Below are 25,792 nucleotides of genomic sequence, written 5' to 3' on the forward strand. Positions count from 1 at the left end.
TACGGCAGGCGTAGCGTTTCCGGCATGACCGCGCTTCTCGACAGCGACGAGGTGACCACCGCCCTCGCCCACCTCAACGGCTGGGCCGGCGACACATCCGGCATCGAACGCTCGGTGAAGGCTGGGACGTTCCTCGACGGCATCCGGCTGGTGGCCGAGGTGGCCCACGTGGCCGAGCAGGCCGACCACCACCCCGACATCGACATCCGTTGGCGGACGGTGACCTTCCGCCTGGTCACCCACAGCGAAGGCGGCGTGACCAGTAGGGACATCGCCCTCGCCGGCCAGATCAACGACCTGATCGGATAGGCGCTTTCGTTCCGGGCCCGAAAAATGTCGTAGCGGGTCGGTAGTGTCCAACCATGACCCACTTCGACGTGGCAAGTGCGGCGGTTGAAGCGGCCCTCGCGGCCGGGGCTCGGTATGCCGACGCGCGGGTGATGCACCGGCGGTCCGAGTCGATGAGCGCGCGCAACGGCGCGATCGAGGACCTGAGCCAGTCCGAGGACGCCGGCGTCGGCGTGCGGGCGCTGGTCGGGTCGAGCTGGGGGTTCTTCGCCCTACCCGACCTGGGGCGCGACGCCGCGCGGCGGGCGGGTGAGCGGGCCACGGCGATCGCGCGGGCGTCGGCCTCGGTGCCCGGGCCGCCCGTGGACCTGGTGGAGATCGAGGCCCGCACCGACTCGTGGGCGAGCGCGTGTGAGGTCGACCCGCTGGGCGTGGCGCTGTCGACGAAGGGCGACCTGCTGACGGGCGCGACGGCGGAGGCGCACAAGGGCGGCGCCGACATCGCCGAGGGGCTGTATCAGATCTGGGACACGCGCAAGTGGTTCGTGTCGTCGCAGGGGCACCGCATCGACCAGCACATCCGCGAAGCGGGGGCGGGCATCTCCGCGACGGTGATCGGCGACGGGGAGACGCAGCGCAGGTCCTATCCGTCGTATCGCGGGCAGTATGGGACGAGGGGCTGGGAGCTGGTCGACGAGCTCGACCTGACGGCGCACGCCGCCCGGATCGCCGACGAGGCGCGGGCGCTGCTGTCGGCGCCGCAGTGCCCGGCCGGCGAGACGACCCTGGTCCTGGGCAGCGAGCAGATGGCGTTGCAGATCCACGAGTCGGTGGGGCACGCGATCGAGCTGGACCGGATCCTGGGGTGGGAGGCGGCGTTCGCGGGGACGAGCTGGCTCGACCTGGCGCAGCTCGGCCGGCTGCGCTACGGCTCCGAGCTCATGAACATCACGATCGACCCGACGATCCCGGGTGCGCTCGGCTCGTTCGGCTATGACGACGAGGGGACGCCGGCGCAGCCGCGGCACGCGGTCCGCGACGGGATCTGGGTGGGCACCCTGGCCGGCCGGGAGTCGGCGGCGGTCGCGGGCCTGGACTATGCGGGCAGCGTGCGGGCCGACGGCTGGGCACGGCTGCCGATGGTGCGCATGACGAATGTCGGGCTGACCCCCGGGCCGCACACCCTCGAGGAGATGATCGCCGAGACCGCCGACGGCGTGCTGATGGACCTCAACCGGTCCTGGTCGATCGACGACAAGCGGCTCAACTTCCAGTTCGGCTGCGAGGTCGGCTGGGAGATCAAGGACGGCAAGCTCGGGCGGATGCTGCGCAACCCGACCTACACCGGCATCGGGCCGAAGTTCTGGGGCTCGATGGACATGCTGGGCTCGGAGACGACGGCGTGGGGCACGCCCAACTGTGGCAAGGGCCAGCCGGGCCAGATCGGGCACACGGGCCATCCGGCCTCGGCGGCCCGGTTCCAAAACGTGCGGGTGGGGGTCAGGGGATGAGCGGCCAGCGGAGCGGCTCGGGCCGCGAATCAGCATGGCAGGTTGGCTCAGGCCGACGCCGGAGCGCAGCGGAGGTGGCGGCATGAGCGAGACCGATCTCGCCGAGCGGATCCTGAAGCTGGTCGGCGACGGCATCGACGCCGAGGTGCTGGTGGGCCGGTCGGCGGTGGCGCTGACCAGGTTCGCCAATTCGTACATCCACCAGAACGTCGCCGACGAGACCACGGAGGTGCGGCTCAGGCTGCACGCCGACGGGCGGACCGCGACGGCGACCAGCACGGTCGTCATGGGCATCGAGGGCATCGAGGACTTCGTCCAGCGCACGGTGGCCGGGATGCGGCTCGCGCCGGCCGACCCGACCTGGCCGGGCCTGGCCCCGCCGGCACCCGTCGCCTTCGGTGGCAACGTCGACGAGGCGACCGCGGCGGCGTCGCCGGACGACCGGGCGGCGAGGGTGCGGGCGTTCGTCGACGAGGCGGCCGGGCTGGAGGCGGCGGGGTATTGCCGCACGTCGTCGACCCGGGTCGTCTACGCCAACTCCGCCGGCCAGCACGTCACAGGCGGCAGGACGGGCGCGGCGATGGACGGCATCGCGCGGACCGCGACGTCGGACGGCCTGGCCCGGCTCGCGTCGGTGCGCCTCGCCGACCTCGACGGCGCGGTCCTGGGGGCCAGGGCGGCGGCGAAGGCCAGGGCCGGCGTCGACCCCGTGGAGCTGCCGCCGGGGCGGTATGAGGTGGTGCTGGAGCCGACGGCCGTCGCCGACGTGCTGCAGTTCCTCGCGATGTATGGCTTCAACGCCAAGATGGTGCAGGACCGCCAGTCGTTCCTGGAGCTGGGCGCGGCCCAGTTCGACCCCGCGGTGACGCTGGTCGAGGACGCGACGGCGGCCGACTCGACGGTGCTGCCGTTCGACGTGGAGGGCACCCCGCGGCAGCGGGTCGTCCTGGTCGACGCGGGCGTGTCGACCGCCCTCGTGCACGACCGGCGCACGGCCGCGAAGGCGGGCGCGACCTCGACGGGCCACGCGATCCCGGGCGGCGCCAGCTTCGGCGCGGTGCCTTCGAGCCTGCGGCTGCTCGCACACGACGGGCCCGCACCGGTCGAGGTCGACGGCCCGGCCGCCGACTCGGGCGTGGCGGGCCTGGTCGCCGGCGTGGAGCGCGGCCTCCTGGTGACCGACAACCACTACACCCGCGTCCTGGACCCGCGCACCCTGGTCGTCACCGGCCTGACGCGCAACGGCGTCTGGCTCATCGAGGACGGCGTGGTGACCACCCCGGTGCGCAACTTCCGCTTCACCCAGTCCTACCCGCAGGCCCTGGCCCCCGGCGCCGTGCTGGGCGTCGGCCCACGCGCCGTCGAGCTGCCGGGCGCCTGGTCGGAGTCGGGCGCGTCCGCCCCGGCGCTGCGCCTCGCTTCGTGGAACTACACCGGCGGCGCCTCTGGCTGACGCCCTCAGACCTCGCACCCCTCGCACCCCCGACTCCGCACCGCCGCCCGGACGCGCCGCCGTCAGACGCAACGCCGCCCGGACGCAACGCCGCTGGGCGTATGGCTGGGGACGCGGCATGCCCTCGAAGCGGCGGCGGCCGTAGGGGCGCTGCGCGCCCTCGACGCGCCGCAGCGCCCGGCAGACCGGCGTCGATCGGTCCCGTGCGGAGTCGGGAAGTTCCTCGCGCCACCAAGCCTTAACGCGGAACTGCCGGCAACCACGTCCGCAGGGCGCATCCCGGGGAACGGCGTGTCTCGAAGCGGCGCCGGGCGGGCGCTGCACGCCCTCGACGCGCCGCAGCGCCAGGCAGACCGGCGTCGATCGGTCCCGTGCGGAGCCGGGAAGTTCCTCACGCCACCGAGCCTCAGCGCGGAACCGCCGGCAACCACGTCCGCAGGGCGCATCCCGGGGAACGGCGTGTCTCGAAGCGGCGGCGGCCAGGCGGGCGCTGCACGCCCTCGACGCGCCGCGACGCCTCGGCAGGCCAGCCTCGATCGGACCCATTCGGAGTCGGGAAGATCCTCACGCCGCCGAGCCTCAGCGCGGAACCGCCCGCAACCACGTCCGCAGAGCTCATCCCGGGAACGGCATGTCTCGAAGCGGCGGCCAGGCGGGCGCTGCATGGCCCTCGACGCGCCGCGACGCCTCGGCAGGCCAGACTCGATCGGACCCGTGCGGAGTCGGGAAGATCCTCGCGCCACCGAGCCCAACGTGGGACTGCCGGCAACCGCGTCCGGGATGAACGCCCCGTGCGGCTCCGACGTGGACGCGGCCTGTCTGACGTGCCGGTGGCCAGCGGGCGGGTCGCAGCGTCAGGACGGGCCGCGCGCCGCCGAGCCCAGCGACGAACCGCTGGCAGGCACGTCCACAGTGAACGCCAGTGCAGGTCCGGCATGAACCGCCCGACCCTCCCGGCAGCCTGCAGACGAGCCGCGGAGTCAGGACCGACGACCACGTCCGCAGGTGAACGGCCCGTGCGGCTCCGATGTGGACGCGGCCTGTCTGACGTAACAGTGAGAACGGAGAGGACGGGTCCGGTCGGTGCCGTGACTCGGGGCGGCGCGTTGCTGGTGGGTGGCGCGGCGGGGTGATCTTGGTGGGCGGGTGGGCCCGGTGTGGAAAATGCCACTGCTGGCGGCGGGGTGCGGGTGGGCGGTGCCGGCGGCTCGGAAGGGGTGGAAGACAGGGGGCGGTTCGGTGGGTGTCTGGATGAGGGCGGTCAGGAACGCGGCGGCGGTGGGCGGGGCGGCGGCGCATGGGCAGGTTCAGTGAGGGCGGCCACTTGATTGGGCCTTGAGCTGGGACGATGTGGTTGCAGAGGGGTGGGGCCGGGTGGGCGGGGCGTTGCTGCAGCGGGTTGGGGTGCGCAGGGGTGAAGGGCGGGTGAAAGGTGGCGGGCGGGGACACGTAAGTGGCGGGGTGCGGGCTGGAAAATCGGTGGTTAGGCCTGCGGGTGAGGGCGATCACAAGGCCGGATGCGTTCCGGCGTAACGTGTGCACCGACCACAGATCGGTACATCGGCCCGTCCAGGGAGCAACCACCATGACGACCACGCCGGCCAGGCTTCGGTCAGCCTCGGGCGCGGGGCCCCGCGCAGCGATCAGCGAGAAAACGTTGCGGACGGACAGGTGGTGGCTGCAGCCGCTGCTGGTGTTCCTCGGTCTCGGGGCCTTCGTGGTCTACGGCCTGGTCCGCGCCATCATGAACGACTACTACTGGGCGGGTGCCGAGCACTACCTCGCGCCGTTCTATTCGCCCTGCCTGACGCAGAGCTGCGTGGAAGGGTCGAGCCACTTCCTCGGCCAGCCGATCCCGCAGCTGCCGTCGTGGATGTCGCCGGCGATGATCATTCTGGTGCTGCCCGGCGGGTTCCGGCTGACCTGCTACTACTACCGCAAGGCGTACTACCGCTCGTTCTGGCTGTCGCCGCCGGCGTGCGCGGTCCCGGACGGTCACAAGACCTACTCCGGTGAGACCCGCTTCCCGCTGATCTTCCAGAACATCCACCGGTACTTCTTCTACGCCGCGATCCTGGTCGGCTCGGTCCTGACGTACGACGCGGTCATCGCCTGGCACGGCAAGGACGGCGGCGTCGGCATGGGGCTCGGCACGCTGATCCTGGCGGTCAACGCGGTGCTGATCTGGGCGTACACGCTGGGCTGCCACTCGTGCCGGAACATCATCGGCGGGCGGCTCAAGCACTTCTCGAAGCACCCGGTGCGGTACCGCGCCTGGGGGCTCGTCTCGAAGCTGAACGCCAAGCACCAGCAGTACGCGTGGGCATCGCTGTTCTCGGTGATCATCGCCGACGCGTACGTGATGGCGGTCTCGGCCGGCTGGATCACCGACTTCCGGTTCTTCAACTGAGGACACAACCCATGACGAACATCGAGCGACACACGTACGACGTCGTGGTCATCGGCGCCGGCGGCGCCGGGCTGCGGGCGGCGATCGAGGCTCGGCTCGCCGGCAAGAAGACCGCCATCATCTCCAAGTCGCTGTTCGGCAAGGCGCACACCGTCATGGCCGAGGGCGGCGCGGCCGCGGCGATGGGCAACGTCAACTCGCGGGACAACTGGCAGGTCCACTTCCGCGACACGATGCGCGGCGGGAAGTTCCTCAACAACTTCCGGATGGCGGAGCTGCACGCCAAGGAGGCCCCGGACCGGATCTGGGAGCTGGAGACCTACGGCGCGCTGTTCGACCGCACCAAGGACGGCAAGATCAGCCAGCGGAACTTCGGCGGCCACGAGTACCCGCGGCTGGCGCACGTCGGTGACCGGACGGGCCTGGAGCTGATCCGCACGCTGCAGCAGAAGATCGTGTCGCTGCAGCAGGAGGACTTCGCCGAGCACGGCGACTACGAGGCCCGGATCCGGGTCTTCCAGGAGTGCACGATCACGGAGCTGTTCGTCGAGGACGGCGCGGTGTCCGGCGCGTTCGGCTACTACCGCGAGTCGGGCGAGTTCGTGCTGTTCGAGAGCTCGGCGATCGTGCTCGCGACGGGTGGCGTCGGCAAGTCGTACAAGGTGACCTCCAACTCCTGGGAGTACACCGGCGACGGGCACGCGCTGGCGCTGCGTACCGGCGCGACGCTGATCAACATGGAGTTCCTGCAGTTCCATCCGACCGGCATGGTCTGGCCGCCGTCGGTCAAGGGCATCCTGGTGACCGAGTCGGTGCGTGGCGACGGTGGCGTGCTGCGCAACACCGAGGGCAAGCGGTTCATGTTCGAGTACGTGCCGGACGTGTTCCGCAAGCAGTACGCGGACACCGAGGAGGAGGCCGACCGCTGGTACTCCGACCCGGACAACAACCGGCGCCCCCCGGAGCTGCTGCCCCGTGACGAGGTCGCCCGGGCGATCAACAGCGAGGTCAAGGCGGGCCGCGGCACGAAGGCGGGCGGCGTGCTGCTCGACATCGCCAGCCGGCTGCCGGCCGAGCAGGTCCGTAAGCGGCTGCCGTCGATGTACCACCAGTTCAAGGAGCTGGCGGACGTCGACATCACGAAGCAGCCGATGGAGGTCGGCCCGACCTGCCACTACGTGATGGGTGGCATCGAGGTCGACGCGGACACGACCGCCGCCGCGGTGGCCGGGCTGTTCGCCGCCGGCGAGGTGTCCGGCGGCATGCACGGCTCCAACCGGCTCGGCGGCAACTCGCTGTCGGACCTGCTGGTGTTCGGCAAGCGGGCCGGTGAGCACGCGGCCGCGCACGCCGAGCGGATCGGCCGGCGCAAGCCATCCGCCGCCGCGGTTGACGCGGCCGTCGAGACGGCCCTGGCGCCGCTCGCGCGGGCAGACGCCGGGGAGAACCCGTACACGCTGCACCACGACCTGCAGGAGATCATGGGCGTCCTCGTCGGCATCATCCGGCGCGACGGCGAGCTGCGGGAGTCGATCACCCGGTTGGCGGAGCTCAAGGAGCGCGTCAAGAAGGTCGGGGTGAGCGGCGGCCGCCGGTACAACCCAGGCTGGCACCTGGCGCTGGACCTCCGCAACATGCTCATCGTGTCGGAGTGCACCGCGAAGGCGGCGCTGGAGCGCACCGAGTCGCGCGGCGGGCACACCCGCGAGGACTTCCCGAAGATGGACCCGAAGTGGCGCCAGGTGAACCTGGTCTGCTCGCTCGACGGCGAGGACGTCCGGCTGGAGCACAAGCCGCTGCCGGTCATGCGCCCTGAGCTGCAGGGCCTGTTCGACCGGAGCGAGCTCGCCAAGTACATGACCGACGAGGAGCTGTGATGGGCACCAAACGCCACTTCCGCGTCTGGCGCGGCGACGACACCGGCGGCTCGCTGGAGGACTTCCAGGTCGAGGTCAACGAGGGTGAGGTCGTGCTCGACGTCATCCACCGGCTGCAGGCCACCCAGACGCCCGACCTGGCCGTGCGGTGGAACTGCAAGGCCGGCAAGTGCGGCTCCTGCTCGATGGAGATCAACGGCAAGCCGCGGCTGGGCTGCATGACGCGGATGTCGACGTTCGACGACACCGAGACGGTCACGGTGACGCCGCTGCGGACGTTCCCGGTGATCCGCGACCTCGTCACCAACGTCAACTTCAACTACCAGAAGGCCCGCGAGCTGCCCGCGTTCGCCCCGCCGGCCGGCGTCGAGCCCGGCGAGTACCGGATGCAGCAGGTCGACGTGGAGCGCTCGCAGGAGTTCCGCAAGTGCATCGAGTGCTTCCTGTGCCAGAACGTGTGTCACGTCATCCGTGACCACGAGGAGAACAAGCCCGCGTTCTCCGGGCCGCGCTTCTTCATCCGGGCCGCCGAGCTGGACATGCACCCGCTCGACGCCCGCGACGACCGCAAGGAGATGGCGCAGGCCGAGCAGGGTCTGGGCTACTGCAACATCACCAAGTGCTGCACCGAAGTCTGCCCCGAGCACATCAAAATCACTGACAATGCGATCATCCCGATGAAGGAACGTGTTGTCGATCGGAGGTACGACCCGGTGACCTGGCTCGGACGCAAGATCTTCCGTCGTGACCAGCTGGACGAGCCCGTGCCGGCGCGCGCCACGACGACCACCGCGAAGGGGGACCTGCCGGTGTCCGATACCAGCAGCAACTGGCACCAGGAGGGTCCCGTGGCGCAGGAGGCGCCGGTCGGCGCCGACGGCAAGCTCGTGGTCGCGGAGCTCACCCTGGACCGGGCGGCGGCCGGCTCGCCGTTCGGCGACGACCAGGTGTTCCCGCTGCCGCCGGAGCAGCTGCGCTACCAGCACCCGTCGCCGCCCTCCGGCGACGGCCACTAGATCCGCTTGTCTGAAGGCGCCCCTCGCTCAGAGGGGCGCCTTTTGCATGGCCTTCGCGTAGCGGTCCGTGACCCGCGACTGGACCAGCTTCGCCACGGGGTTGCCGAGGCGGACCCACCACTTCGCCGGGCGGCTGAACGCCTTGATCTCGAACCACACCTCGCCGCCGGGCCCGACGCTCAGCAGGAACGACTCCTCGCCGGTCTCGACGTGCCCGGGCAGCGTGCCGAAGCCGAACCCGTACCGCTCCGGCTCGTCGACGATCCACACGATCAGGCACGGCACCCAGAGCCGCAGCGCCCCGACCCCGATCCCGGTGGAGAACCGGCCGCCGAGCGTGACCCGGTCCTCGTCGCTGCGCAGCCGGAGACCGGCGCCGCGCTGGGGCTGCCAGCGGGCCAGGGCGGCCGCTGCGGCGGCGAAGGCCTCATGGCCTTGTCCCACCCTCACCCGGCGGTGCACGTGGTGGTAGCCGGGCGGCAGGGGGCCTTCGCGGGTCGCGCCGACCTCGGGGTAGGTGACGTTCACGCCGTCGAAGGTAGCAACGGCGCCAGCGCCACCACGATCGGCGCGTCGGCGGGCAGCCACGGGACCGTGTCGAGCTCGTCGCCGGAGAGCCAGCGCAGGTCGCTGTGTTCCAGTGGTACGGGTGTCGCCCCGTTCACCAGCCGGGCGAGGTAGACCTTGAGGATCGCGGCGCCGCCGAGCATCGTGATGTCGGCGCCGACCCGCGCGCCGACCTCGACGTCGACCCCGAGCTCCTCCTGGCATTCCCGGACGAGCGCCTGCTCCTCGGTCTCCCCCGGATCCACCTTCCCTCCGGGGAACTCCCACTTTCCGGCCATTTCGGGCGGCAGGGCGCGCTCACAGGCCAGGACGCGACCATCGGAGATGATCGCGGCGCCGACGATGATCCTTGGCATCAACCGTTCGGTCTGCACGGGTGACCAGGGTGCCAGATCGAAATGAAGTTCCGGTTGCGGGCTCTGCCCTGTTGTTCACCAGACGAGGGAAATGTGGCCGTGGACAGATCCACCAGTCGCCCAGCAGACTTGCAGACACCGTTGATGACGGGCAGGCTTCGAAACGGCCACAAGCCGGCAACGATGCCGCGGGAGGGTAGGTCGTTATGCGGGCAAGGCGAAGCGAACAGCACCGTGACTATCTCAGCGACGCGCTGGGGTTATTGCAAGGCTGGACGCACGACGGCGAAGAGATTCGCCGGACACTGCATTTGGACGATTCCCAGCATGCGGCACTGACCGAGCGCATGAAGATCGTCGCCGACGCGCTCCAGGTGCGCCCCGACGTGCGCCGCCTCGACGGCCGCACCCAGATCCGCCTGCGCGTCCCAGGCATGACGGACCTGTCCCCCGGCGAAGTGACCCTCGCGGCCCGCATCGAGGACCTCTACCGCACCATCATCGCCGGCGCCGCCTGACGATCGTCACCTTATGGTGATGAGGTGGACGGCCTTCCCAACTGGATGCATGCGCCTCGTATCGAAGGCTGGTATGCGGACGATCTCGACAACATCCCGGAGCTACCGCCACACACCGAGATGCTGCACGGCAATTTCGTCTTCAGGCGCTTCCCGCAGCCGGTCAGGCACGAACTGCATGTCACCGCCGTAGCGTCGGCGCTGACGGAGCAGACACCTCCCGGCGCCAGGGTCGTGCGCGGGGCAAGCATCCGGCTCGACCAACGCAACCGCTTCGAGCCAGATCTTCTCGTCACGACGGCGGCCCACGACCCGAACCGCACGTGCTTCACGCCCGACGAGGTGCTGCTGATCGCCGAGATGGTCTCGCCGGAGTCCGCACATTGGAATCGGGTGGTCAAGCCGCGCAAGTATGCCGAGGCCGGCATCGCGCGGTATTGGCTGGTCGAGGAGGAGCACTGCGCGCCGGCCGTGCATGCTTACGAACTCGACGCACCCACCGGGAAGTACACGATGCTCTCCTAGGCGTGGTCGCCCTTGATGACGAAGAACGAGCCGCGGATGGTGCCGGCGAGCTTGGAGCGCTGGCGGGCGAACTTGAAGCGGTCGGCCAGCTCGGACGGGACCTCCATGCCGTCGGAGAGCTTGAAGCCGACGGCCCGTTTCCCGCCCTCGGCGAGGGTGTAGAGCACGTTGACCGACAGGCCCGACTCGTAGAAGACGTAGGTCCAGCGGACGCCCTCGACCTCGAAGGCCGACACCTCCAGCGGGCGGGAGCCGATGACGAGGTCCCGCTCCTCCCGCAGGATGCGGTGCACGTAGGCCACCGCGTCCTGCGCCGCCGACGCCGGCTCGACCGTGAACACGTGGTCGTACTTGTTCCGGAAGTAGCGGGCCTCGTTGGCGCGCAGGCCGGCGAGGGTATCGGCGACCGGTGAGGACTCCAGGCCGGTGGTGGAGACGGTCTCGAAATCGACGACGTACGACACCTACGGCCCCTAGACGTTGAAGCGGAACTCGACGACGTCGCCGTCCTGCATGACGTAGTCCTTGCCTTCGATGCGGACCTTGCCGGCGGCCTTGGCGGCGTTCTGGGAGCCGGCGGTCATCAGGTCGTCGAAGCTGACCACCTCGGCCTTGATGAAGCCGCGCTGGAAGTCGGAGTGGATGACTCCGGCGGCCTCGGGGGCGGTGGCGCCGATCGGGACCGTCCAGGCGCGGGTCTCCTTGGGGCCGGCGGTGAGGTAGGTCTGCAGGCCGAGGGTGCGGAAGCCGACCCGGATGAGCTGGTGCAGGCCGGGCTCGGGCTGGCCGATCGACGCCAGGAGCTCCAGGGCCTCCTCCTCGTCCAGGTCGGTGAGCTCCGACTCGATCTTCGCGTCGAGGAAGATCGCCTCGGCGGGGGCGACCAGGGCGCGCAGCTCGTCCAGGAAGGCGGGGTCGGCGAGGCCGGTCTCGTCGACGTTGAAGACGTACAGGAACGGCTTGGCGGTGAGCAGGTGCAGCTCCTGCAGCTCCGCGACGTCGATGCCGGCCTTCGCGGCGCCCGCGTAGAGGGTGGTGCCGCCGTTGAGCAGCTCGGCGGCGGCCTTCGCGGCGGCGGCGGCGCCGGCGCGCTGCTTCTGGACCTTCGCCTCCTTCTCCAGGCGCGGCAGGGCCTTCTCGATCGTCTGGAGGTCGGCGAGGATCAGCTCGGTGTTGATCGTCTCGATGTCGTCGGACGGGGAGACCTTGCCGTCGACGTGGACCACGTTGGGGTCGGCGAAGGCGCGCACCACCTGGCAGATCGCGGAGGCGTCGCGGATGTTGGCGAGGAACGCGTTGCCGCGGCCCTGGCCCTTCGAGGCGCCGCGCACGAGGCCGGCGATGTCGACGAACGAGACCGGCGCCGGGATGATCTTCTGCGAGTCGTGCAACTCGGCGAGCTTGCCGAGCCGGGCGTCGGGGAGGCCGACGACGCCGACGTTGGGCTCGATGGTCGCGAACGGATAGTTCGCGGCGAGCGCGTCGCCCTTCGTGAGCGCGTTGAACAGGGTGCTCTTGCCGACGTTGGGCAGGCCGACGATCCCGATGCTGAGTGCCACGCGTAAAAGCTACAGGTCAACCTCGACCCAGACCGCACCGTGGTCGGACGCGGCGTGCCGGGCGCTGGTGATCTCGGGGTACGCGTCCCACAGCCGCGGCCGTTTCACGTTGGACGGCGTGCCCCACAGGCCGCGCCGGAAGACCCCGCCGCCGGTGACCCGCGCCGCGAGCTCGGGCGACAGCAGGATGTAGTCCAGGCGGTTGCCGATCGTGCACGACTGGAAGCTGCCGGGCCGCTCGTGGTCGCGGTCCAGCGGGTCGTACAGCTGCGAGAAGGCCGGCAGCGAGTAGGCGTCGACGAGCGGGGACTCCGGGCCGAGCAGCGGGCGCAGCGAGGGGTGGTCGGGGCGCTTGTTGAAGTCGCCGACGACCGCGACGAACGAAGCACCCCCGGCCCGGAGGCGGTCGTAGATGGCCCGGACCTCGGTCGCCTGGCGCGTGCGCAGCGGGTCCGGGTCGCCGCTGGTGAAGGACTGGCTCTTCAGGTGGTTGAGCAGCAGGTACAACACCTCGCCGCTCGGCAGCAGCAACCGGTACACCGGACAATCACGGCTGAACAAGCGCCGGTCGGAACCCGGATCGGGGACATCGACGTGGCTGCGGACCCAGTCGATCTCGACGCCGTCGACGCAGAACAGGCCGACGTCGATGCCGCGGGGGTCGTTGCCGTCGACGAGCATGGCGTGGCCGTACCGGCCGCCGAGCAGCTCGTCGTTGAACTTCACCAGCGAAGGGCGGCTCTCGGCCTCCACGACGCAGAGCACGTCGGCGGCCACGTCGGCGACGACCCGGGCGGTCATCCGGGTGGCGACCTCGTCGACCGGGTCGACGATGAGGTCGACCCAGCCGTTCCAGGACGACCGGCCGGTGGCGACGACGTGCGGCTCGGCGTCGGCGGGCGCGGCGAGGAAGTCCCCGCGGTTCTCCCGCAGCACCGCGAACGCGTCGCCGAACAGGTCGGGGTTGGCCCGCCGGCCGGCCCGGGTGCGCACGAAGACCCGCAGCGTCTCCAGGGCGTCGAGCATCGCGGCCTTGTCCTCGTCGGAGTAGACGGGGTGGGCGGCGATCCGGTTGAACGTCTCGTACGCCGACAGCGCCGGCTGGCCCTTCGCCGGGTCGGCCGGGTCGAGCGCCCGGGCCCGGGCGAAGAGGTTCTCCACGTTGTACGTCGCCAAGCGCATGACCACGGACCGTAGCAACGCCCTCGCTGTGCCGGTGTCGCCAACTTGTCCTAGCGCAACGTGACGCCCGCGGCGGCGGTGAGGGCGGCGAAGGCGCGCGCCGCCCGGCCGAACCCCGCGGGGCCGGTCTTCGCCGCGTCGGGGCCGTCGGCGAGGTGCGGCTCGAGCGACGCGAAGCCGGTCCAGCCGTCGTCGCGCAGCGCCGTCACCGTCTGGAGCAGCTCGCCGTCGCCCTCGCCGGCGGGCACCACCGCGCCGTCGGCGGACCGGGCGTCCTTGACCTGCAGGTACTCCAGATGCGGCCGCAACATCGCGTAGCCGTCGCTGAACGGGCGGACGCCGACCTGCACGAAGTTGGCGTTGTCCCAGGCCACCCGCAGTGCGGGCGAACCGACCGACTCGATCAGGTCCAGCACGCGGGCCGGCACGTCGCCGTAGACGTCCTTCTCGTTCTCGTGCAGGAGCACGACCTGCTCGCGCTCGGCGAGGTCGGCGAAGGCCCGCAGGCGGCGCAGCACGGTGTCGCGGGTCGCCTCCACCGCGACCCCCGGCGGCCGGTAGAAGGAGAAGAGCCGCACGTACCGGCTCCGCAGGCGCCGGGTGAGCGTGATGACGGCCCGCAGCCGCGCCAGCTCGGCGTCCGGGTCACCGAAGACGTCGGTCTTGCCGATGGGCGACGCGACCGCCGACACCGCCACCCCGGCGGCCGCCAGCGCGGCGGCGAGGCGCGTGGTCAGCTCGTCGTCGAAGTCGGCCACGTTGACGCCCCAGGCGCTGCGGACCTCGATGTGCGACGCGCCGAGCGCCCGCAGCACCGCCAGCTGCACGCGTGGATCGTCGTCGATCTCGTCACCGAACCCGGACAGTACCCACTCGACCATGCCGAACAGTATTCACTCACTAGGATTGTTCGACGTGGAGAAGGACGCCATCGCCAGGGCGGCCGTGCCGGGGACCGTGCGGGGCATGGTCGGGCAGCTGGCCACCCTCGGGCTGCCGGCGGGCGCGACCGTCATCGTCCACACGTCGCTGTCGCGGCTCGGCTGGGTCGCGGGCGGCGCGCAGGCGGTCGTGACGGCGCTGCTGGCGGCGATCGGGCCGGACGGCACGCTGGTCATGCCGACGCACTCGCGGCAGCTGACCGAGCCGGCCGACTGGGGCAACCCACCGGTGCCGCAGTCCTGGTGGGCGGTGATCCGGGCGGAGACGCCGGCCTTCGACCCGCGCGTCACCCCGACCAACTTCATGGGGGCCGTGCCCGAGTGTTTCCGGCATTTTCCAGGTGTACGGCGCAGCGACCACCCGACGGTGTCGTTCGCCGCGCTCGGCCCGGACGCCGGACGGATCACCGAGGGGCACACGCTCGACGACGGCCTCGGCGAGGGCTCGCCGCTCGCGCGGCTCTACGAGGCGGACGCGTGGGTGCTGCTGCTGGGCGTCGGGCACGACAACAACACGTCGCTGCATCTTTCGGAGTACCGCGCGGCGTCCGCCTCGTCGCGGTGGCTCCGGCAGGGTTCGCCGATCCTGGTGGACGGCGAGCGGCGCTGGGTCGAGTACCGGGAGCTGGCCGACGACACGTCGCTGTTCGAGCCGCTCGGCAAGGACTTCGCCGCGATCACCGGCGGGGAGCGGGTGGGGCCGGTCGGGTCGGGGACGGCGCGGCTGATGCGGCAGCGGGCGCTGGTCGACTTCGGCGCGATGTGGCTGTCACGCAGGGGGTCCGGCTGAGATCACCGCGGGCCGGACCCCTGCGTGACACGCGTCAGGCCTGGGCCAGGGGGTTGGTGCTGGGGTCGTCGTAGCGGACGGTCTCGAACGTGCCGTCGCCGTCGGTGTCGGTGACCGTCACGTCGCTGTCGCCGTCGCCGTCGGCGTCCTGCGAGACGGAGTCGGCGACGCCGTCGAAGTTCTCGTCCTTGACGTCGGTGTCGATGACGCCGTCGCCGTCGGTGTCCGCGACCACGCGGTCGACGAGGCCGTCGCCGTTGGCGTCCAGCGCCGCGACGTCGATGCGGCCGTCGCCGTCGGTGTCGGTGAGCACCGCGTCGAACGAGCCGTCGCCGTCGAGGTCGACCATCCTGGTCTCGAGCGTGCCGTCGCCGTCGGTGTCGAGCGCGATCTGCTCGAGCTGGCCGTCGTTGTCCTTGTCGTACCCGGCGGCCTCGGCGTCGCCGTCGTGGTCCACGTCGACGGCGTAGATCGTGGCGCCGTCCTGGCCCTCGAGCGTGATGATCTCCGGCTCGCCGTAGGCGGCGCCCGCGTCGCCGGCCTCGCCGAGCTCGCCGGTGGCCGGGTCGGTCTCGTAGTCGCTCATGGTGCTATCTCCATCTCGGCTGGGGGGCCGTCGGTTTTTCTCGGTGGTGGGATCAACTTAGACAACCCGCGGGGCAGGTGAATCCCGCAAACGTGCCAGTGGCCGGTCCGGAACCTGACACGCCTTCGACCGGGCCGGACACCGAGGTCCGATTTCCGCCAGCCGCTCGGCGGACCTGCGGGGGAGGATAGGTGGCATGGAACTGGACTTCGACACCTGCCGCAGGGCGGCGATCAGCCGCGACGCGCGGTTCGACGGGGTCTTCGTGACCGCGGTCAAGTCGACGAAGATCTATTGCCGGCCGTCCTGCCCGGCGATCACGCCGAAGGCGGAGAACGTGCGCTTCCTGCCGACGGCCGCGGCGGCGCAGCGGGAGGGCTTCCGGGCGTGCCTGCGCTGCCGGCCGGACGCGGCGCCCGGCTCGCCGGAGTGGGACGTGCGCGGCGACGTGGTCGGCCGGGCGATGCGCCTGATCGCCGACGGCGTCGTCGACCGGGACGGGGTTCCCGGCCTGGCGGGGCGCCTCGGGTACACCGAACGGCACCTGCACAGGATGCTGACCGCGGAGGTCGGGGCCGGCCCCCTCGCCCTCGCCAGGGCGCAGCGGGCACAGACGGCCCGGGTGCTGATCGAGACGACCCGGCTCGGGCTGGCGGAGATCGCGTTCGCGGCCGGGTTCGGCAGCGTGCGGCAGTTCAACGACACCGTCCGCGAGATCTACGGCCGCACGCCGTCGGACCTGCGCGTGCGGCGGACGCAGCCGTCGCTCGATCCGGGTGTGGTGTCCGTACGGCTGCCGTTCCGGGCGCCGCTGCACGCCGAGGCGCTGCTGTCGTTCCTCGGCGACCGGGCCATCGAGGGCATCGACGAGCGGGTCGGCGACTCGTACCGGCGAAACCTCCGCCTGCCGCACGGCACCGGCACCGCGGAGCTGCGCCCCGAGGAAGGGCACGTCGCGGCCACGCTGCGCCTCACGGACCTGCGCGACCTGGCCCCGGCGGTGGCCCGCTGCCGCCGCCTCTTCGACCTCGACGCCGACCCCGCGGCCGTGGACGCCGTGCTGGGCGACGACCCGCTCCTGGCGCCTCTGGTGTTGAAGGAGGCGGGTGTACGGGTGCCCCGCGCCGTCGACGGGTTCGAGATCGCCGTCCGCGCGATCGTCGGGCAGCAGATCTCGGTCGCGGCGGCCCGGACCGTGCTGCGCCGGCTGGCGTTCGCGACCCCTGCGGCGCTGCTGGAGCTGCCGGACACCGCCTTCCCGATGCCGGCCGCCAGACGGCGCACGCTGCGCGCGCTGGCGTCCGCGGTGCTGGACGGGCTGAGCCTCGACGGCGACGGCGACCGCCTGGAAACCGTGGCCCGCCTGAAAGAGATCCCCGGCATCGGCGACTGGACAGCCTCCTATGTGGCGATGCGCGCCCTCGGCGACCCCGACGCGTTCCTGCCCACCGACCTGGGGGTGCTGCGCGGCGCGCGGGCCCTCGGCCTGCCCGACGACCCCCGGTCCCTGGCCGCACACGCCGAGCGCTGGCGACCGTGGCGTTCCTACGCCGCCATCCGACTCTGGAGGATTCTCTGATGTTGTACTCCGTTTCAGCCACTCCCGCCGGTCCGCTCACGATCGTGGTGGACGGCGACGGCGCGGTGCTGGCCAGCGGCTTCACCGCTTCGCTCGAGGAGCTGTCGCTGTTCGTCGAGGTGGGTGCGTCGCGGCAGGTCGGCGACGTCGGCGACGCGCAGAAGGCCGCGCGGTCCTACCTGGACGGTGACGTGCATGCGATCGACGAGGTCGTGGTGCGCCAGCGTCCCGGCGGCGAGTTCCTCACCCACGCCTGGGACGTCCTACGGACGGTGCCGGCGGGCGCACCCGTGACCTACAGCGAGTTCGCGGCGCTCTCCGGCCGGCCGCCGGCGATCCGGGCCGCCGCGCAGGCCTGCGCCCGCAACGCGGCCGCCCTCTTCGTGCCGTGCCACCGGGTGCTGCGCACCGACGGGACCCTCGGCGGGTTCCGCTGGGGCCTGCCGGTCAAGCGGTGGCTGCTCGATCATGAGGCTTCTGTCGCTTAATTGACAGTTTTGTCTTCTCAACTGCGTGAATGGCGGGGTTCACGTAGGCGATCTACCGTGGACTGGTTCGTTCGTGGGAAGATTCTCGTCACGCTGCGGATCTTTTCCATTGCTGCGGGCGTAGATCGCTTAGAAGAGGGCCGATGACTGGCGGACGATGGAGTAGCCAGACCCGATTCACCGTCGTGCTCGTCGGGCTCGCCCTGGTCGCACTGGGCGTGCTCACCACGATGCAGTTCCGCAGCACCGCCGGCGCCGCCGCCCTCGTGGCGGCCGGCGTCCTGGTCGGGCTCGCGGGACTGTCCGGCGGCACGATCGTGGTCCGCTCCGCGGACCGTGAGGAGCGGGTCGCCTCCGCCGGCAAGGCCCAGCTCGAAGGCGACGCCGAGGGGGCGTACGACCGCTTCGTCCAGCTCATCCGCGGTCACGCCCCGCAGGCGATCGCCTACCACGAGGGCGCCAACGCGGCGCTGTACGAGGCGGCCGGGCGCGAGGGGCAGAAGCTGCAGCCCGTCTTCGGCTACTTCCTCGGGCCGATCGCCATGTCCGAGTCGCACATCATCGTCGACATCCGGGCCGGCACCGGGTTCTCCATCGCCCGCATGCAGAGCACGTATCAGGCGCTGCTGGTCGGCCAGACGGCCGCGTTCCGGGCGGCGCTCGTCATCGTCAACGCCTCGCCCGACGACTCGATCCTAAGCTCGGTCCGGCAGCTGAGCATCGCGCTGGACCGGCCCGTCATGGCGGTCGCGTGGCGCCTCGGCGACCACAGCGACGGCATCTCCGACGCGATCGTCTCGCTCAAGCGGGAGCTGCGCCGGCGCGGCCTCGAGTCGCCGATCGAGGTGCCCGAGGTGGTGCAGCAGCAGGCCGCGCCGGCCTCGCACCCCGCGGACAGGTTCGTGCCCGAGCGGTTCTCGCCCGACTCGTTCGAGCCCGAGCCCGATCCGTACGTGGACGACGAGATCTTCGAGCCGCAGCAGGCGGTGCGGATCCCCACCCGGGCGCCGGCTCCCCCGCCCGCTCCCCCGCGGCCGCCGGTCATGCAGCCGCCGGCGCCCACGTTCGGCACGGCTGCGCCGGTGTTCGGGCCGTCGATCCCGGCGCAGCACTCCCCGACCTCGTCCCATGCGGCCACGCCGTCGCATGCGGCGGCCTCGCCTGAGCCGGACCCCGCTGAATGGCCCAGCCCGGAGCCGCGGCGCCGGCCCTCCCCCGCGCCGCGCGTCTACGACGACTCCGCGACCTGGCAGCGGGCGACCGACCTGCACTGGCGGGGCCAGCTGCAGGAGGCGAAGGAGGCGTACGGGGAGATCGTCGACGCCCGCGCGCACGCCCTCGGCTGGGACCACCCCGACACGCTCACCGCCCGGGACCAGCACGCGACCGTGCTGCGCGACCTGGACCGCCTGGCCGAGGCGCTCGTCGAGTGCGACGAGGTGCTCACCGCGCGGATGCGCATCCTCGGCGAGGACCACCCCGACACGCTGACCAGCCGCAGCCACCTCGCGACGATCTACCACCAGCTCGGCGACCTGACCCGCTCCGAGGGCGAGCACCAGCGGGTCCTGGAGGCGCGCACCCGCGTCCTGGGCAGCAACCACCAGGAGACGCTGATCTCCCGGAGCAACCTCGCCAAGGTGTACCAGGACATGGGCGAGCTCGACCGGGCGATCGACGAGCACAGCACCGTCATGCGGGCGCGGGCGCGGCTGCTCGGGCCGGAGCACCGCGACACGCTCATGTCGCGCAGCCTGCTCGCCTCCGCGCTGCACCACGCGGGGCGGCTGCAGGAGGCGGAGCAGGAGCACCGGGCCGTGCTCGGCAGCCGGCTGCACCTGCTCGGGCCGGTCCACCTCGACACCGCCGTCTCGCGGCACCGGCTCGCCAGCGTGCTGCACGACCTGGGGCGGCTGGACGAGGCCGTGACCGAGTACCGGGCGGCGCAGTCGGTGTATGCGCAGCTGCTGGGGGCGAGCAGCCCGTTCGCGCGGGCGGCGGCGTCGGATCTGGCGCTCGCGGAGCGGGCGGCCAGGGGCACTCAGGGAAGCCGGTACTGAGCCTTTCAGAAGTCCCCGCCGAGGTCATCTCCGCCTCCGAAGTCGTCCCCGCCTCCGAAGTCGCTCGCGTCCCCGCCGTCGTAGCCTTGGTCCCCGCCGTCGTAGCCCTGGTCTGCGCCGCTGTCGTAGCCCTGGTCTGCGCCGGCGTCGTAGCCCTGGTCGAAGCCGGCGTCGAAGCCCGCGCCATAGCCTGAGTCGCCCCACGCCGGGCTGAACAGCGCGTCGAACACCAGCAGCGACCCGACGCCCCACGCGCCCGCGACCAGGGCCGTCTTCCACCACGGCTCGGAATACCAGCCGGCCGGCACGCCGCGGCCCGCCACCTGCCCGCCCGGGTAGTAGTAAGGGGTGGCGTCGCCCGGGTGCGGACCGGCCCGGAACCGGTGCCCCTGCACGTCGACCTCGCGGTCCTTGGTGAGCTGCCCCGCGCGGGCGCCCGCGAGCGGCGGCAGGTCCGGTCCGGGGTCGATGCCGAGCGCGACCCGGGCCGCCCGCACGTACGCAAGGCCTTCGAGGGCGGTTTCGCGGGCCAGCTCGTACTGGCGGACCGACGTCGAACGCTCCAGCTGCGCGCCGGCGGCGGTGTAGCGCTCGCCCGCGTCGACGAGCGCCTGCCGCACCGCGGGGGTGTCGCCGGAGAGGTTCATGACCTGGCCGCCGAGCCGCTCATACCAGCGGAGGGCGTCCTCACGGGCGTCCGCCTTCTTCCGGTTGCCCGCGGCGACGAACGCGGCGACCGCGGCGACCGCGGCCACCAGCAGGACGGCGAGGACGATCCACGTTCCCATGACTTCGACGGTACCCATTTTCTGTCGTACCCCTCGTGCATGCTGGTAGCCGTGGAACTCGTGCTGATCGTCATCGGGCTCGCCGCCGGCGCCGCGCTCGGCTGGTTCGCCGCGCGGTCACGCGCCGCGGTCGATGTGGCGAAGCTGGAGGCCACCCTGCAGGCGACCCGCGACGGCGAGGCCCGGCTCGAGTCGTCGCTGCGCTCCCTCACCTATGAGGCCCGCGCCCAGACGCAGGACGCGGTCGCCGACGCCGTCGCCCCGCTGCACGACGCCCTGCTGCGCTATGAGCGGCGCGTCGCCGACCTGGAGCGCGACCGCGTCGGCGCCTATGAGTCGCTGCGCGAGCAGGTCCGCGCCATGCACGACGTCTCCGGCGAGCTGCGCACCGAGACCCGCCAGCTCGTCTCCGCCCTGCGCGCGCCGCAGATCCGCGGCCGCTGGGGCGAGCACCAGCTGCGCCGCATCGTCGAGGCCGCCGGCATGCTGGAGCACTGCGACTTCGACGAGCAGGTCACCGCCCCCACCGACGGCGGCGTCGTCCGCCCCGACCTCGTGGTCCGCCTGCACGGCGGCCGCCAGGTGGTCGTCGACGCCAAGGCCCCGTTCGAGGGTTATCTCAGCGCCATGGAGGCCCGCGACGAGGCCGGCCGCACCGCCCACCTGCGGCAGCACGCGAAGCACCTCCGCGGCCACGTCGACGCCCTCGCCGCCAAGTCCTACTGGGCCGCCTTCGAGCCCGCCCCCGAGTTCGTCGTCCTCTTCATGCCCGCCGACACGTTCCTCGACGCCGCCCTCCAGCACGACCCGACCCTGCTGGAGCACGCGTTCACCCGTAACGTCGTCCTCGCCACCCCGGCCACCCTCGTCGCCCTGCTGCGCACCATCGCCTATGCGTGGCGCCAGGAGTCCCTCGCCCACAACGCCCTGGCCGTCCACCGCACCGGCCGCGAGCTCTATGCCCGCCTCACCACCATGGGCGACCACTTCGCCAAGGTCGGCACCGCCCTCGGCACCGCCGTCTCCTCCTACAACAAGGCCGTCGGCTCCCTGGAGGCCCGCGTCCTGGTCAGCGCCCGCCGCCTGGCCGAGCTCGGCATCAGCGCCGACCCCCTCCCCACCCCGTCCCAGGTCGAGCTCACCCCCCGCCACCTCCAACCCCAGGACTCCTCCGACTCCTCGGGTTTCTCGGGCTCCTCCGACCAGCCCACCCCTTCGCACCCGTCGGACACCTCGCCGCCCTCACAGCTGCCAGACCCCTCGCACCTGCCTACCCCCTCACAACTGCCGGGCTCTTCGCAGCTGCCGCACACCTCGCCGCTGCGGGACCCCTCACACTTGCGGGACTCCTCGCAGGTGCCGCACCCCTCGCAGGCCTCTGCCGGTCCCCGCCCCACCGACCCGAGCTCGTTCCACGGCTCCCGGGAGCCCTTCGTCCCGCAGCACAGCAACCACGCAACGCCCGCCAGACCTGAACGACCGCACGCCCCCCAGCAACCCCCCGAGTCGGAGTACGAGATCCTGCTCGCCGCCCTCCGCGAAGACCCACCCCAGTAGCAGGCCAGGACACCCGCGGCCACCACCGATCGCCTCCCGAACCGCCAACCGCCACCGGCCAGCTGTCCCGGCCCACCGCGTTGGACCACCGTGTTTCGACCCCGGACCCGCCGGCCGACGTGCCCTCTGGCCAACAGCACGACACCAACCCACCACGTCACCCCATGAGCCCGGCCGCCGTCGTCGCTGGCCCGCCCGCACAGCACCGCTGCGACAGAGCGTTGCTCCAACTCGAACCGCCAACCGCCAACCGCCACTGCCTCCGGCCAGCCGTCCCGGCCCACCACGCTCCCGCCCCGGACCCGCCAGCCGACGTGCCCGCCAGCCAACAGCACGACACCAACCCACCACGCCAGCCCATCAGCCCCAGCCGTCGCCGCTGGCCCGCCTCACCACACCCCCTCCGCCCGGACCCACCCACCGGCCAGCCAGCAAAGACAACACCCGCAACCCACCCATTCACGGACGCGACTCCCCGCTGAGCCCACTCCCCAACACCAATGCGACCGAACAGTTCCTCCGAGTCGTCGGCATGAGCTGCCGCGAGCAACGAGCACACCCAACGCCCCACAGCTGCTGTTCACCGCCAACCCGCGCCGCCACACCCTCCGTCCGGATCCGCCTGGATCTGCCGGGCAGCACACACAACACGCGCCACCCAACAACCACCCATGAGCCCAGCCGTCCCTGCCACCCGCCTGCGCAGCACCGGTGCGACAGAGCGTCCTCCAAGCCGCCGTCAGCAGGAGTGGCCGAAAGCAACGATCACGCCCAACACACCTGCAGCCGCTGTCCACCGACGATCCGCCCCCACCACACCTTCCACCTGGACCGACCGGGCGACCTGTCAGCCAACACGACTTCCGCAGGCCACACGGCACTCCGGCCACCGACCGTCCCGGACCTACGCACCTGCCGCCCGGGCCGCCAGCCAGAGGGCACCAACACCCACATGGGACGCGGCAGTCCCCGCCGACCCATCTGGGGAGCACCAGCGCGACGGAGTGCTGTCTCGCACGACGCCCTACGCCCGCCGCCGGCCCGTCGTGCCACGATGCTGAACTCGCCGACGAGAGCGACCCCTGGTGGCTGCGCATTGTCGGCGCGCTGGACCTGATGCCCACTGCCAGCGCCGACCCCTCAAAGCGGCCGGAGAGCCACACCGGCGGCCCTCAGGTCAGCCTCGCCGTCGGCTACGGCTGCCGCCGGGGTCATCGCGGACCCGAGGTGCTATCCAACCGACACCAGGGCCTCATGATCCCCGTGCAGTTCTCGTGGGCTCGATTGGTCGGACGCTGATCTCGGTCTTCCGCGTTGATCGAATTGCAGTTCTGGTCGCCATCACGGCCAGAACTGCCATTCGATCAACGGGCGGGTGGAGGCTCACCCGGACCACCGCGGTGGGCGACCACCCAGATACGGCGCGCGAGCGCCGCTTGGCCTGCCTCGCGTCTCGGCGTGGGCAGTGCGTCGCGGAGCGGCGCATCGGGGTGCGGGTGAGAATCCCCGCCGGGCCCCGCCGCGGCAGCGGTGGGGGGAATTACAGCGGGAATTACAGCGGGGACTACAGCTCAGCTGCGGTCCGTGGTGAGGCGGGCGCGGGCGTTGTCGAGCCAGCGTTGGCAGATGGTGGCGAGTTGTTCGCCGCGTTCCCAGAGGGCCAGGGATTCCTCGAGGGTGGTGCCGCCGGACTCGAGCTTTTCGACGACGGTGGCGAGTTCGGCTCTGGCCTGCTCGTACGACAGGTCGGTCACTTGGACTCCTTGGTCAGGAAGAGCACCGAGTCGGTGCGGCGGTAGCCGACGCGGCTGTTGACACGTTCCTGGGCGTCGCCGCCGGGGGTGAGGAAGACGAGGGTGGCGCCTGCCGCGTGGGCGGCGCGGGTGAGGTGGGCGGTGACGGCGGCGCCGATGCCGCGGCGTTCGAACGCGGGGCGGACGGCGATGCCGGCCACCTCGCTGATGCCGTCCTTCACCGCGACCGCCGCGCCGCCACCGACGGGCTCGCCCGACAGGGTGCGGGCCAGCACGCGGACGCCGCCGGAGGTGCGGGCCTTCTCAAGATGGGCGGCGCTCGGCGGAGGTTCGCCGAAGGCCTCGTGCTGGGCGGTGAGCAGGTCGCGCAGCTCGCCGTCCGTGACGGGGGTGACGAGCTCGATGTCCGGCGGGAGGGGCAGGTCGGCGACGGCGCCGGGCGGGCACTCCATCAGGGGGAGGCGGTCGGTGACGGTGAAGCCGGCGGCGACCAGGGCGGGCTCGACCAGCGGGGCCAGGCCCGGCAGGTACTCCAGGCGGGGCGTCCGCGACCGGGAGACGAAGGCCTCCTCCAGCGCGGCGATGTCCGCGGGCGTCGGGTCGGCGCCGGCGGACGGGATCGCGTAGTTGATGTACACGAGGGGGTCGTGCGGGCTGATGGTCACCGTGAACGGGCCGGCGGGCACGACCTCGCGGCCCACGGAAGCGCTGGCGAGCAGGTAGTCCTGGATCCGTTGCGACATGTCAGCCCTCAGAGTCTCCGGAGACGGTTCCGGAGACGGTGGCGGTGAAGGAAGACGACGCGACGCGGACGCGGACCTCGTCGCCTGGGGTGACGTCGGCGGCGGCGCGGACCACGGCGCCGTCCGGGCGCTGGACGATGGCGTAGCCGCGCTCCAGGGTCGCCAGCGGGGAGAGGGTCCGCAGGCGGGCGAGGGTGTGTTCGAGCTCGGTCGACGCCCGGTCGAGGCGGTGGTTCAGGTTGCGGGTGGCCCGGCCGCGCAGCTGGGTCACGTCCGACGCGCGGTGCTCCACCATCGTGAGCGGGCGGGCGAAGACGGGGCGGGAGCGGATCGCGTCGAGGCGGTGCTGCTCGCGGTCGAGCAGGCCGGACATCGCGCGGTCCAGGCGCTGCTTGGCCTGGCCGATCAGGCGGAACTCGTCGGCGAGGTCGGGCACGACGCGCTTGGCCGCGTCGGTGGGGGTGGAGGCGCGCACGTCGGCGACGAAGTCGACCAGCGGCACGTCGGTCTCGTGGCCGACGGCGGAGACGACCGGGGTCCGGCACGCGAACACGGCCCGGCACAGCGCCTCGTCGGAGAACGGCAGCAGGTCCTCGGTGGAGCCGCCGCCGCGGGCGAGGACGATGACCTCGACGGTCTCGTCCCGGTCGAGGACGGCGAGGGCGTCGATGATCTGCGGTACCGCGGAAGTCCCCTGCACGGCGACGTTGATGACCCGGAAGTCGACGGTCGGCCAGCGGCGGCGGGCGTTGGTGAGGACGTCGCGTTCGGCGGCGCTGGCCCGGCCGGTGATCAGGCCGACCTTCGACGGCAGGAAGGGCAGCCGGCGCTTGCGCGCCCGGTCGAACAGGCCTTCGGCGGCGAGGAGCTTCTTGAGCTGCTCGAGCCGGGCGAGCAGCTCGCCGAGGCCGACCTGGCGGATCTCGTCGGCGCGGAGGCTGAGCGAGCCGCGGGCCGCGTAGAACTCGGGCCTGGCGTGCACGACGATCCGGGCGCCGTCGCTGAGGCCGGGCGCGCCGAGGTCGACGACGTCACGGTTGGTGGTGACGGTGAGGCTCAGGTCCGCCGACGGGTCGCGCAGCGTGAGGAAGACGGTGTTGGTGCCCGGGCGCCTGGTGATCTGCGCGACCTGGCCGTCGACCCAGATCCAGCCGAGCTTGCCGATCCACGCGCCGATCTTCTGCGAGACGACCCGGACCGGCCAGGGCGAGTCGGAGGTCGACGACGGAGCGTCAGTAGTCACT

The 25,792-nt window shown here is 71.8% G+C and carries 23 protein-coding genes and 1 pseudogene; 13 read left to right on the top strand and 11 right to left on the bottom strand.

Going from position 1 to position 25,792, the window contains the following annotated elements:
* The first annotated feature begins 24 nt into the window (after positions 1-24).
* From ACQEVZ_RS21245 to ACQEVZ_RS21270, 6 genes are all read left to right on the top strand, one after another.
* A complete protein-coding gene (locus ACQEVZ_RS21245) occupies positions 25-309 on the top strand; it encodes a 4a-hydroxytetrahydrobiopterin dehydratase (RefSeq protein ID WP_344503747.1) in 285 nt (94 codons plus the stop codon).
* A gap of 53 nt (positions 310-362) precedes the next feature.
* Positions 363-1,799, top strand: coding sequence for a TldD/PmbA family protein (locus tag ACQEVZ_RS21250; protein WP_433369107.1), 1,437 nt, complete (start codon positions 363-365; stop codon positions 1,797-1,799).
* An 82-nt stretch (positions 1,800-1,881) separates the two neighbouring features.
* Positions 1,882-3,252 carry a TldD/PmbA family protein gene (locus ACQEVZ_RS21255; protein ID WP_433369110.1) on the top strand — a complete coding sequence of 457 codons (1,371 nt, stop codon included), beginning with the start codon at positions 1,882-1,884 and terminating at the stop codon, positions 3,250-3,252.
* A 1,585-nt stretch (positions 3,253-4,837) separates the two neighbouring features.
* Positions 4,838-5,662, top strand: coding sequence for a hypothetical protein (locus ACQEVZ_RS21260; RefSeq protein WP_433369113.1), 825 nt, complete (start codon positions 4,838-4,840; stop codon positions 5,660-5,662).
* An 11-nt stretch (positions 5,663-5,673) separates the two neighbouring features.
* A complete protein-coding gene (locus tag ACQEVZ_RS21265) occupies positions 5,674-7,539 on the top strand; it encodes a fumarate reductase/succinate dehydrogenase flavoprotein subunit (protein WP_344503751.1) in 1,866 nt (621 codons plus the stop codon).
* Entirely contained in the window at positions 7,539-8,555 is a 1,017-nt protein-coding gene (locus ACQEVZ_RS21270) for a succinate dehydrogenase/fumarate reductase iron-sulfur subunit (RefSeq protein WP_344503752.1), read from the top strand. Before ACQEVZ_RS21265 ends, ACQEVZ_RS21270 begins: the two co-directional genes overlap by 1 nt.
* Before the next feature lie 27 nt (positions 8,556-8,582).
* On the opposite strand, the gene ACQEVZ_RS21275 is transcribed toward ACQEVZ_RS21270, so the two are convergent.
* Positions 8,583-9,083, bottom strand: coding sequence for a DUF1990 family protein (locus tag ACQEVZ_RS21275; RefSeq protein ID WP_344503754.1), 501 nt, complete (start codon positions 9,081-9,083; stop codon positions 8,583-8,585).
* A complete protein-coding gene (locus ACQEVZ_RS21280; protein WP_344503755.1) occupies positions 9,080-9,478 on the bottom strand; it encodes a (deoxy)nucleoside triphosphate pyrophosphohydrolase in 399 nt (132 codons plus the stop codon). Before ACQEVZ_RS21280 ends, ACQEVZ_RS21275 begins: the two co-directional genes overlap by 4 nt.
* 206 nt (positions 9,479-9,684) lie before the next feature.
* Between ACQEVZ_RS21280 and ACQEVZ_RS21285 the strand changes: the two genes are divergently transcribed.
* Entirely contained in the window at positions 9,685-9,996 is a 312-nt protein-coding gene (locus ACQEVZ_RS21285; RefSeq protein ID WP_344503756.1) for a 4a-hydroxytetrahydrobiopterin dehydratase, read from the top strand.
* Positions 9,997-10,020: 24 nt separating this feature from the next.
* Positions 10,021-10,521, top strand: coding sequence for a Uma2 family endonuclease (locus ACQEVZ_RS21290; RefSeq protein ID WP_433369120.1), 501 nt, complete (start codon positions 10,021-10,023; stop codon positions 10,519-10,521).
* On the opposite strand, the gene ACQEVZ_RS21295 is transcribed toward ACQEVZ_RS21290, so the two are convergent.
* The 4 genes from ACQEVZ_RS21295 to ACQEVZ_RS21310 are packed head-to-tail and all read right to left on the bottom strand — an operon-like array spanning position 10,518 to position 14,143.
* A complete protein-coding gene (locus ACQEVZ_RS21295; RefSeq protein WP_433369122.1) occupies positions 10,518-10,985 on the bottom strand; it encodes a phage tail protein in 468 nt (155 codons plus the stop codon). The two genes, ACQEVZ_RS21290 and ACQEVZ_RS21295, sit on opposite strands and share 4 nt — an antisense overlap.
* Before the next feature lie 9 nt (positions 10,986-10,994).
* Positions 10,995-12,080, bottom strand: a complete 1,086-nt coding sequence (gene ychF / locus ACQEVZ_RS21300; protein WP_360564628.1) for a redox-regulated ATPase YchF — start codon at positions 12,078-12,080, stop codon at positions 10,995-10,997.
* Between the two features lie 9 nt (positions 12,081-12,089).
* On the bottom strand, positions 12,090-13,262 hold the full coding sequence (locus ACQEVZ_RS21305; RefSeq protein ID WP_433369125.1) for an endonuclease/exonuclease/phosphatase family protein: 1,173 nt from the start codon (positions 13,260-13,262) through the stop codon (positions 12,090-12,092).
* A 50-nt stretch (positions 13,263-13,312) separates the two neighbouring features.
* On the bottom strand, positions 13,313-14,143 hold the full coding sequence (locus tag ACQEVZ_RS21310) for a sugar phosphate isomerase/epimerase family protein (RefSeq protein WP_433369128.1): 831 nt from the start codon (positions 14,141-14,143) through the stop codon (positions 13,313-13,315).
* A 34-nt stretch (positions 14,144-14,177) separates the two neighbouring features.
* Between ACQEVZ_RS21310 and ACQEVZ_RS21315 the strand changes: the two genes are divergently transcribed.
* Entirely contained in the window at positions 14,178-14,993 is an 816-nt protein-coding gene (locus tag ACQEVZ_RS21315) for an aminoglycoside N(3)-acetyltransferase (RefSeq protein WP_344503761.1), read from the top strand.
* A gap of 34 nt (positions 14,994-15,027) precedes the next feature.
* On the opposite strand, the gene ACQEVZ_RS21320 is transcribed toward ACQEVZ_RS21315, so the two are convergent.
* Positions 15,028-15,579, bottom strand: coding sequence for a hypothetical protein (locus ACQEVZ_RS21320; protein WP_344503762.1), 552 nt, complete (start codon positions 15,577-15,579; stop codon positions 15,028-15,030).
* A 196-nt stretch (positions 15,580-15,775) separates the two neighbouring features.
* Between ACQEVZ_RS21320 and ACQEVZ_RS21325 the strand changes: the two genes are divergently transcribed.
* The 3 genes from ACQEVZ_RS21325 to ACQEVZ_RS21335 all read left to right on the top strand — a co-directional run bounded on the left by ACQEVZ_RS21325 (position 15,776) and on the right by ACQEVZ_RS21335 (position 19,706).
* Complete coding sequence (locus ACQEVZ_RS21325) at positions 15,776-17,158, top strand: AlkA N-terminal domain-containing protein (RefSeq protein ID WP_433369133.1); 1,383 nt, start codon at positions 15,776-15,778, stop codon at positions 17,156-17,158.
* Positions 17,158-17,646, top strand: a complete 489-nt coding sequence (locus ACQEVZ_RS21330) for a methylated-DNA--[protein]-cysteine S-methyltransferase (protein WP_433369136.1) — start codon at positions 17,158-17,160, stop codon at positions 17,644-17,646. Before ACQEVZ_RS21325 ends, ACQEVZ_RS21330 begins: the two co-directional genes overlap by 1 nt.
* Positions 17,647-17,789: 143 nt before the next feature.
* Positions 17,790-19,706 carry a tetratricopeptide repeat protein gene (locus tag ACQEVZ_RS21335; protein ID WP_354899209.1) on the top strand — a complete coding sequence of 639 codons (1,917 nt, stop codon included), beginning with the start codon at positions 17,790-17,792 and terminating at the stop codon, positions 19,704-19,706.
* Between the two features lie 5 nt (positions 19,707-19,711).
* On the opposite strand, the gene ACQEVZ_RS21340 is transcribed toward ACQEVZ_RS21335, so the two are convergent.
* Positions 19,712-20,494 (bottom strand): hypothetical protein, encoded by a 783-nt coding sequence (locus ACQEVZ_RS21340; protein WP_433369139.1) that lies wholly within the window; start codon positions 20,492-20,494, stop codon positions 19,712-19,714.
* Positions 20,495-20,533: 39 nt separating this feature from the next.
* Here ACQEVZ_RS21340 and ACQEVZ_RS21345 point away from each other — a divergent pair.
* Positions 20,534-21,670, top strand: a pseudogene (locus ACQEVZ_RS21345) (DNA recombination protein RmuC); the annotation flags it as partial.
* Positions 21,671-23,622: 1,952 nt separating this feature from the next.
* Here the strand turns inward: ACQEVZ_RS21345 and ACQEVZ_RS21350 are convergent.
* Genes ACQEVZ_RS21350 through xseA form a run of 3 tightly spaced genes read right to left on the bottom strand, consistent with a single transcriptional unit; the run spans position 23,623 to position 25,791 of the window.
* Complete coding sequence (locus ACQEVZ_RS21350; RefSeq protein ID WP_344503767.1) at positions 23,623-23,805, bottom strand: exodeoxyribonuclease VII small subunit; 183 nt, start codon at positions 23,803-23,805, stop codon at positions 23,623-23,625.
* Entirely contained in the window at positions 23,802-24,548 is a 747-nt protein-coding gene (locus tag ACQEVZ_RS21355) for a GNAT family N-acetyltransferase (protein WP_433369142.1), read from the bottom strand. Before ACQEVZ_RS21355 ends, ACQEVZ_RS21350 begins: the two co-directional genes overlap by 4 nt.
* Position 24,549: 1 nt before the next feature.
* The gene (gene xseA, locus ACQEVZ_RS21360) at positions 24,550-25,791 is read right to left on the bottom strand and encodes an exodeoxyribonuclease VII large subunit (RefSeq protein WP_433369145.1); all 1,242 of its coding nucleotides are present in this window, start codon (positions 25,789-25,791) and stop codon (positions 24,550-24,552) included.
* Between the last annotated feature and the right edge of the window lies 1 nt (position 25,792).

Origin of the sequence: Dactylosporangium sp. CA-152071, assembly GCF_050936335.1 — a bacterium.
GTDB lineage: Bacteria > Actinomycetota > Actinomycetes > Mycobacteriales > Micromonosporaceae > Dactylosporangium > Dactylosporangium maewongense.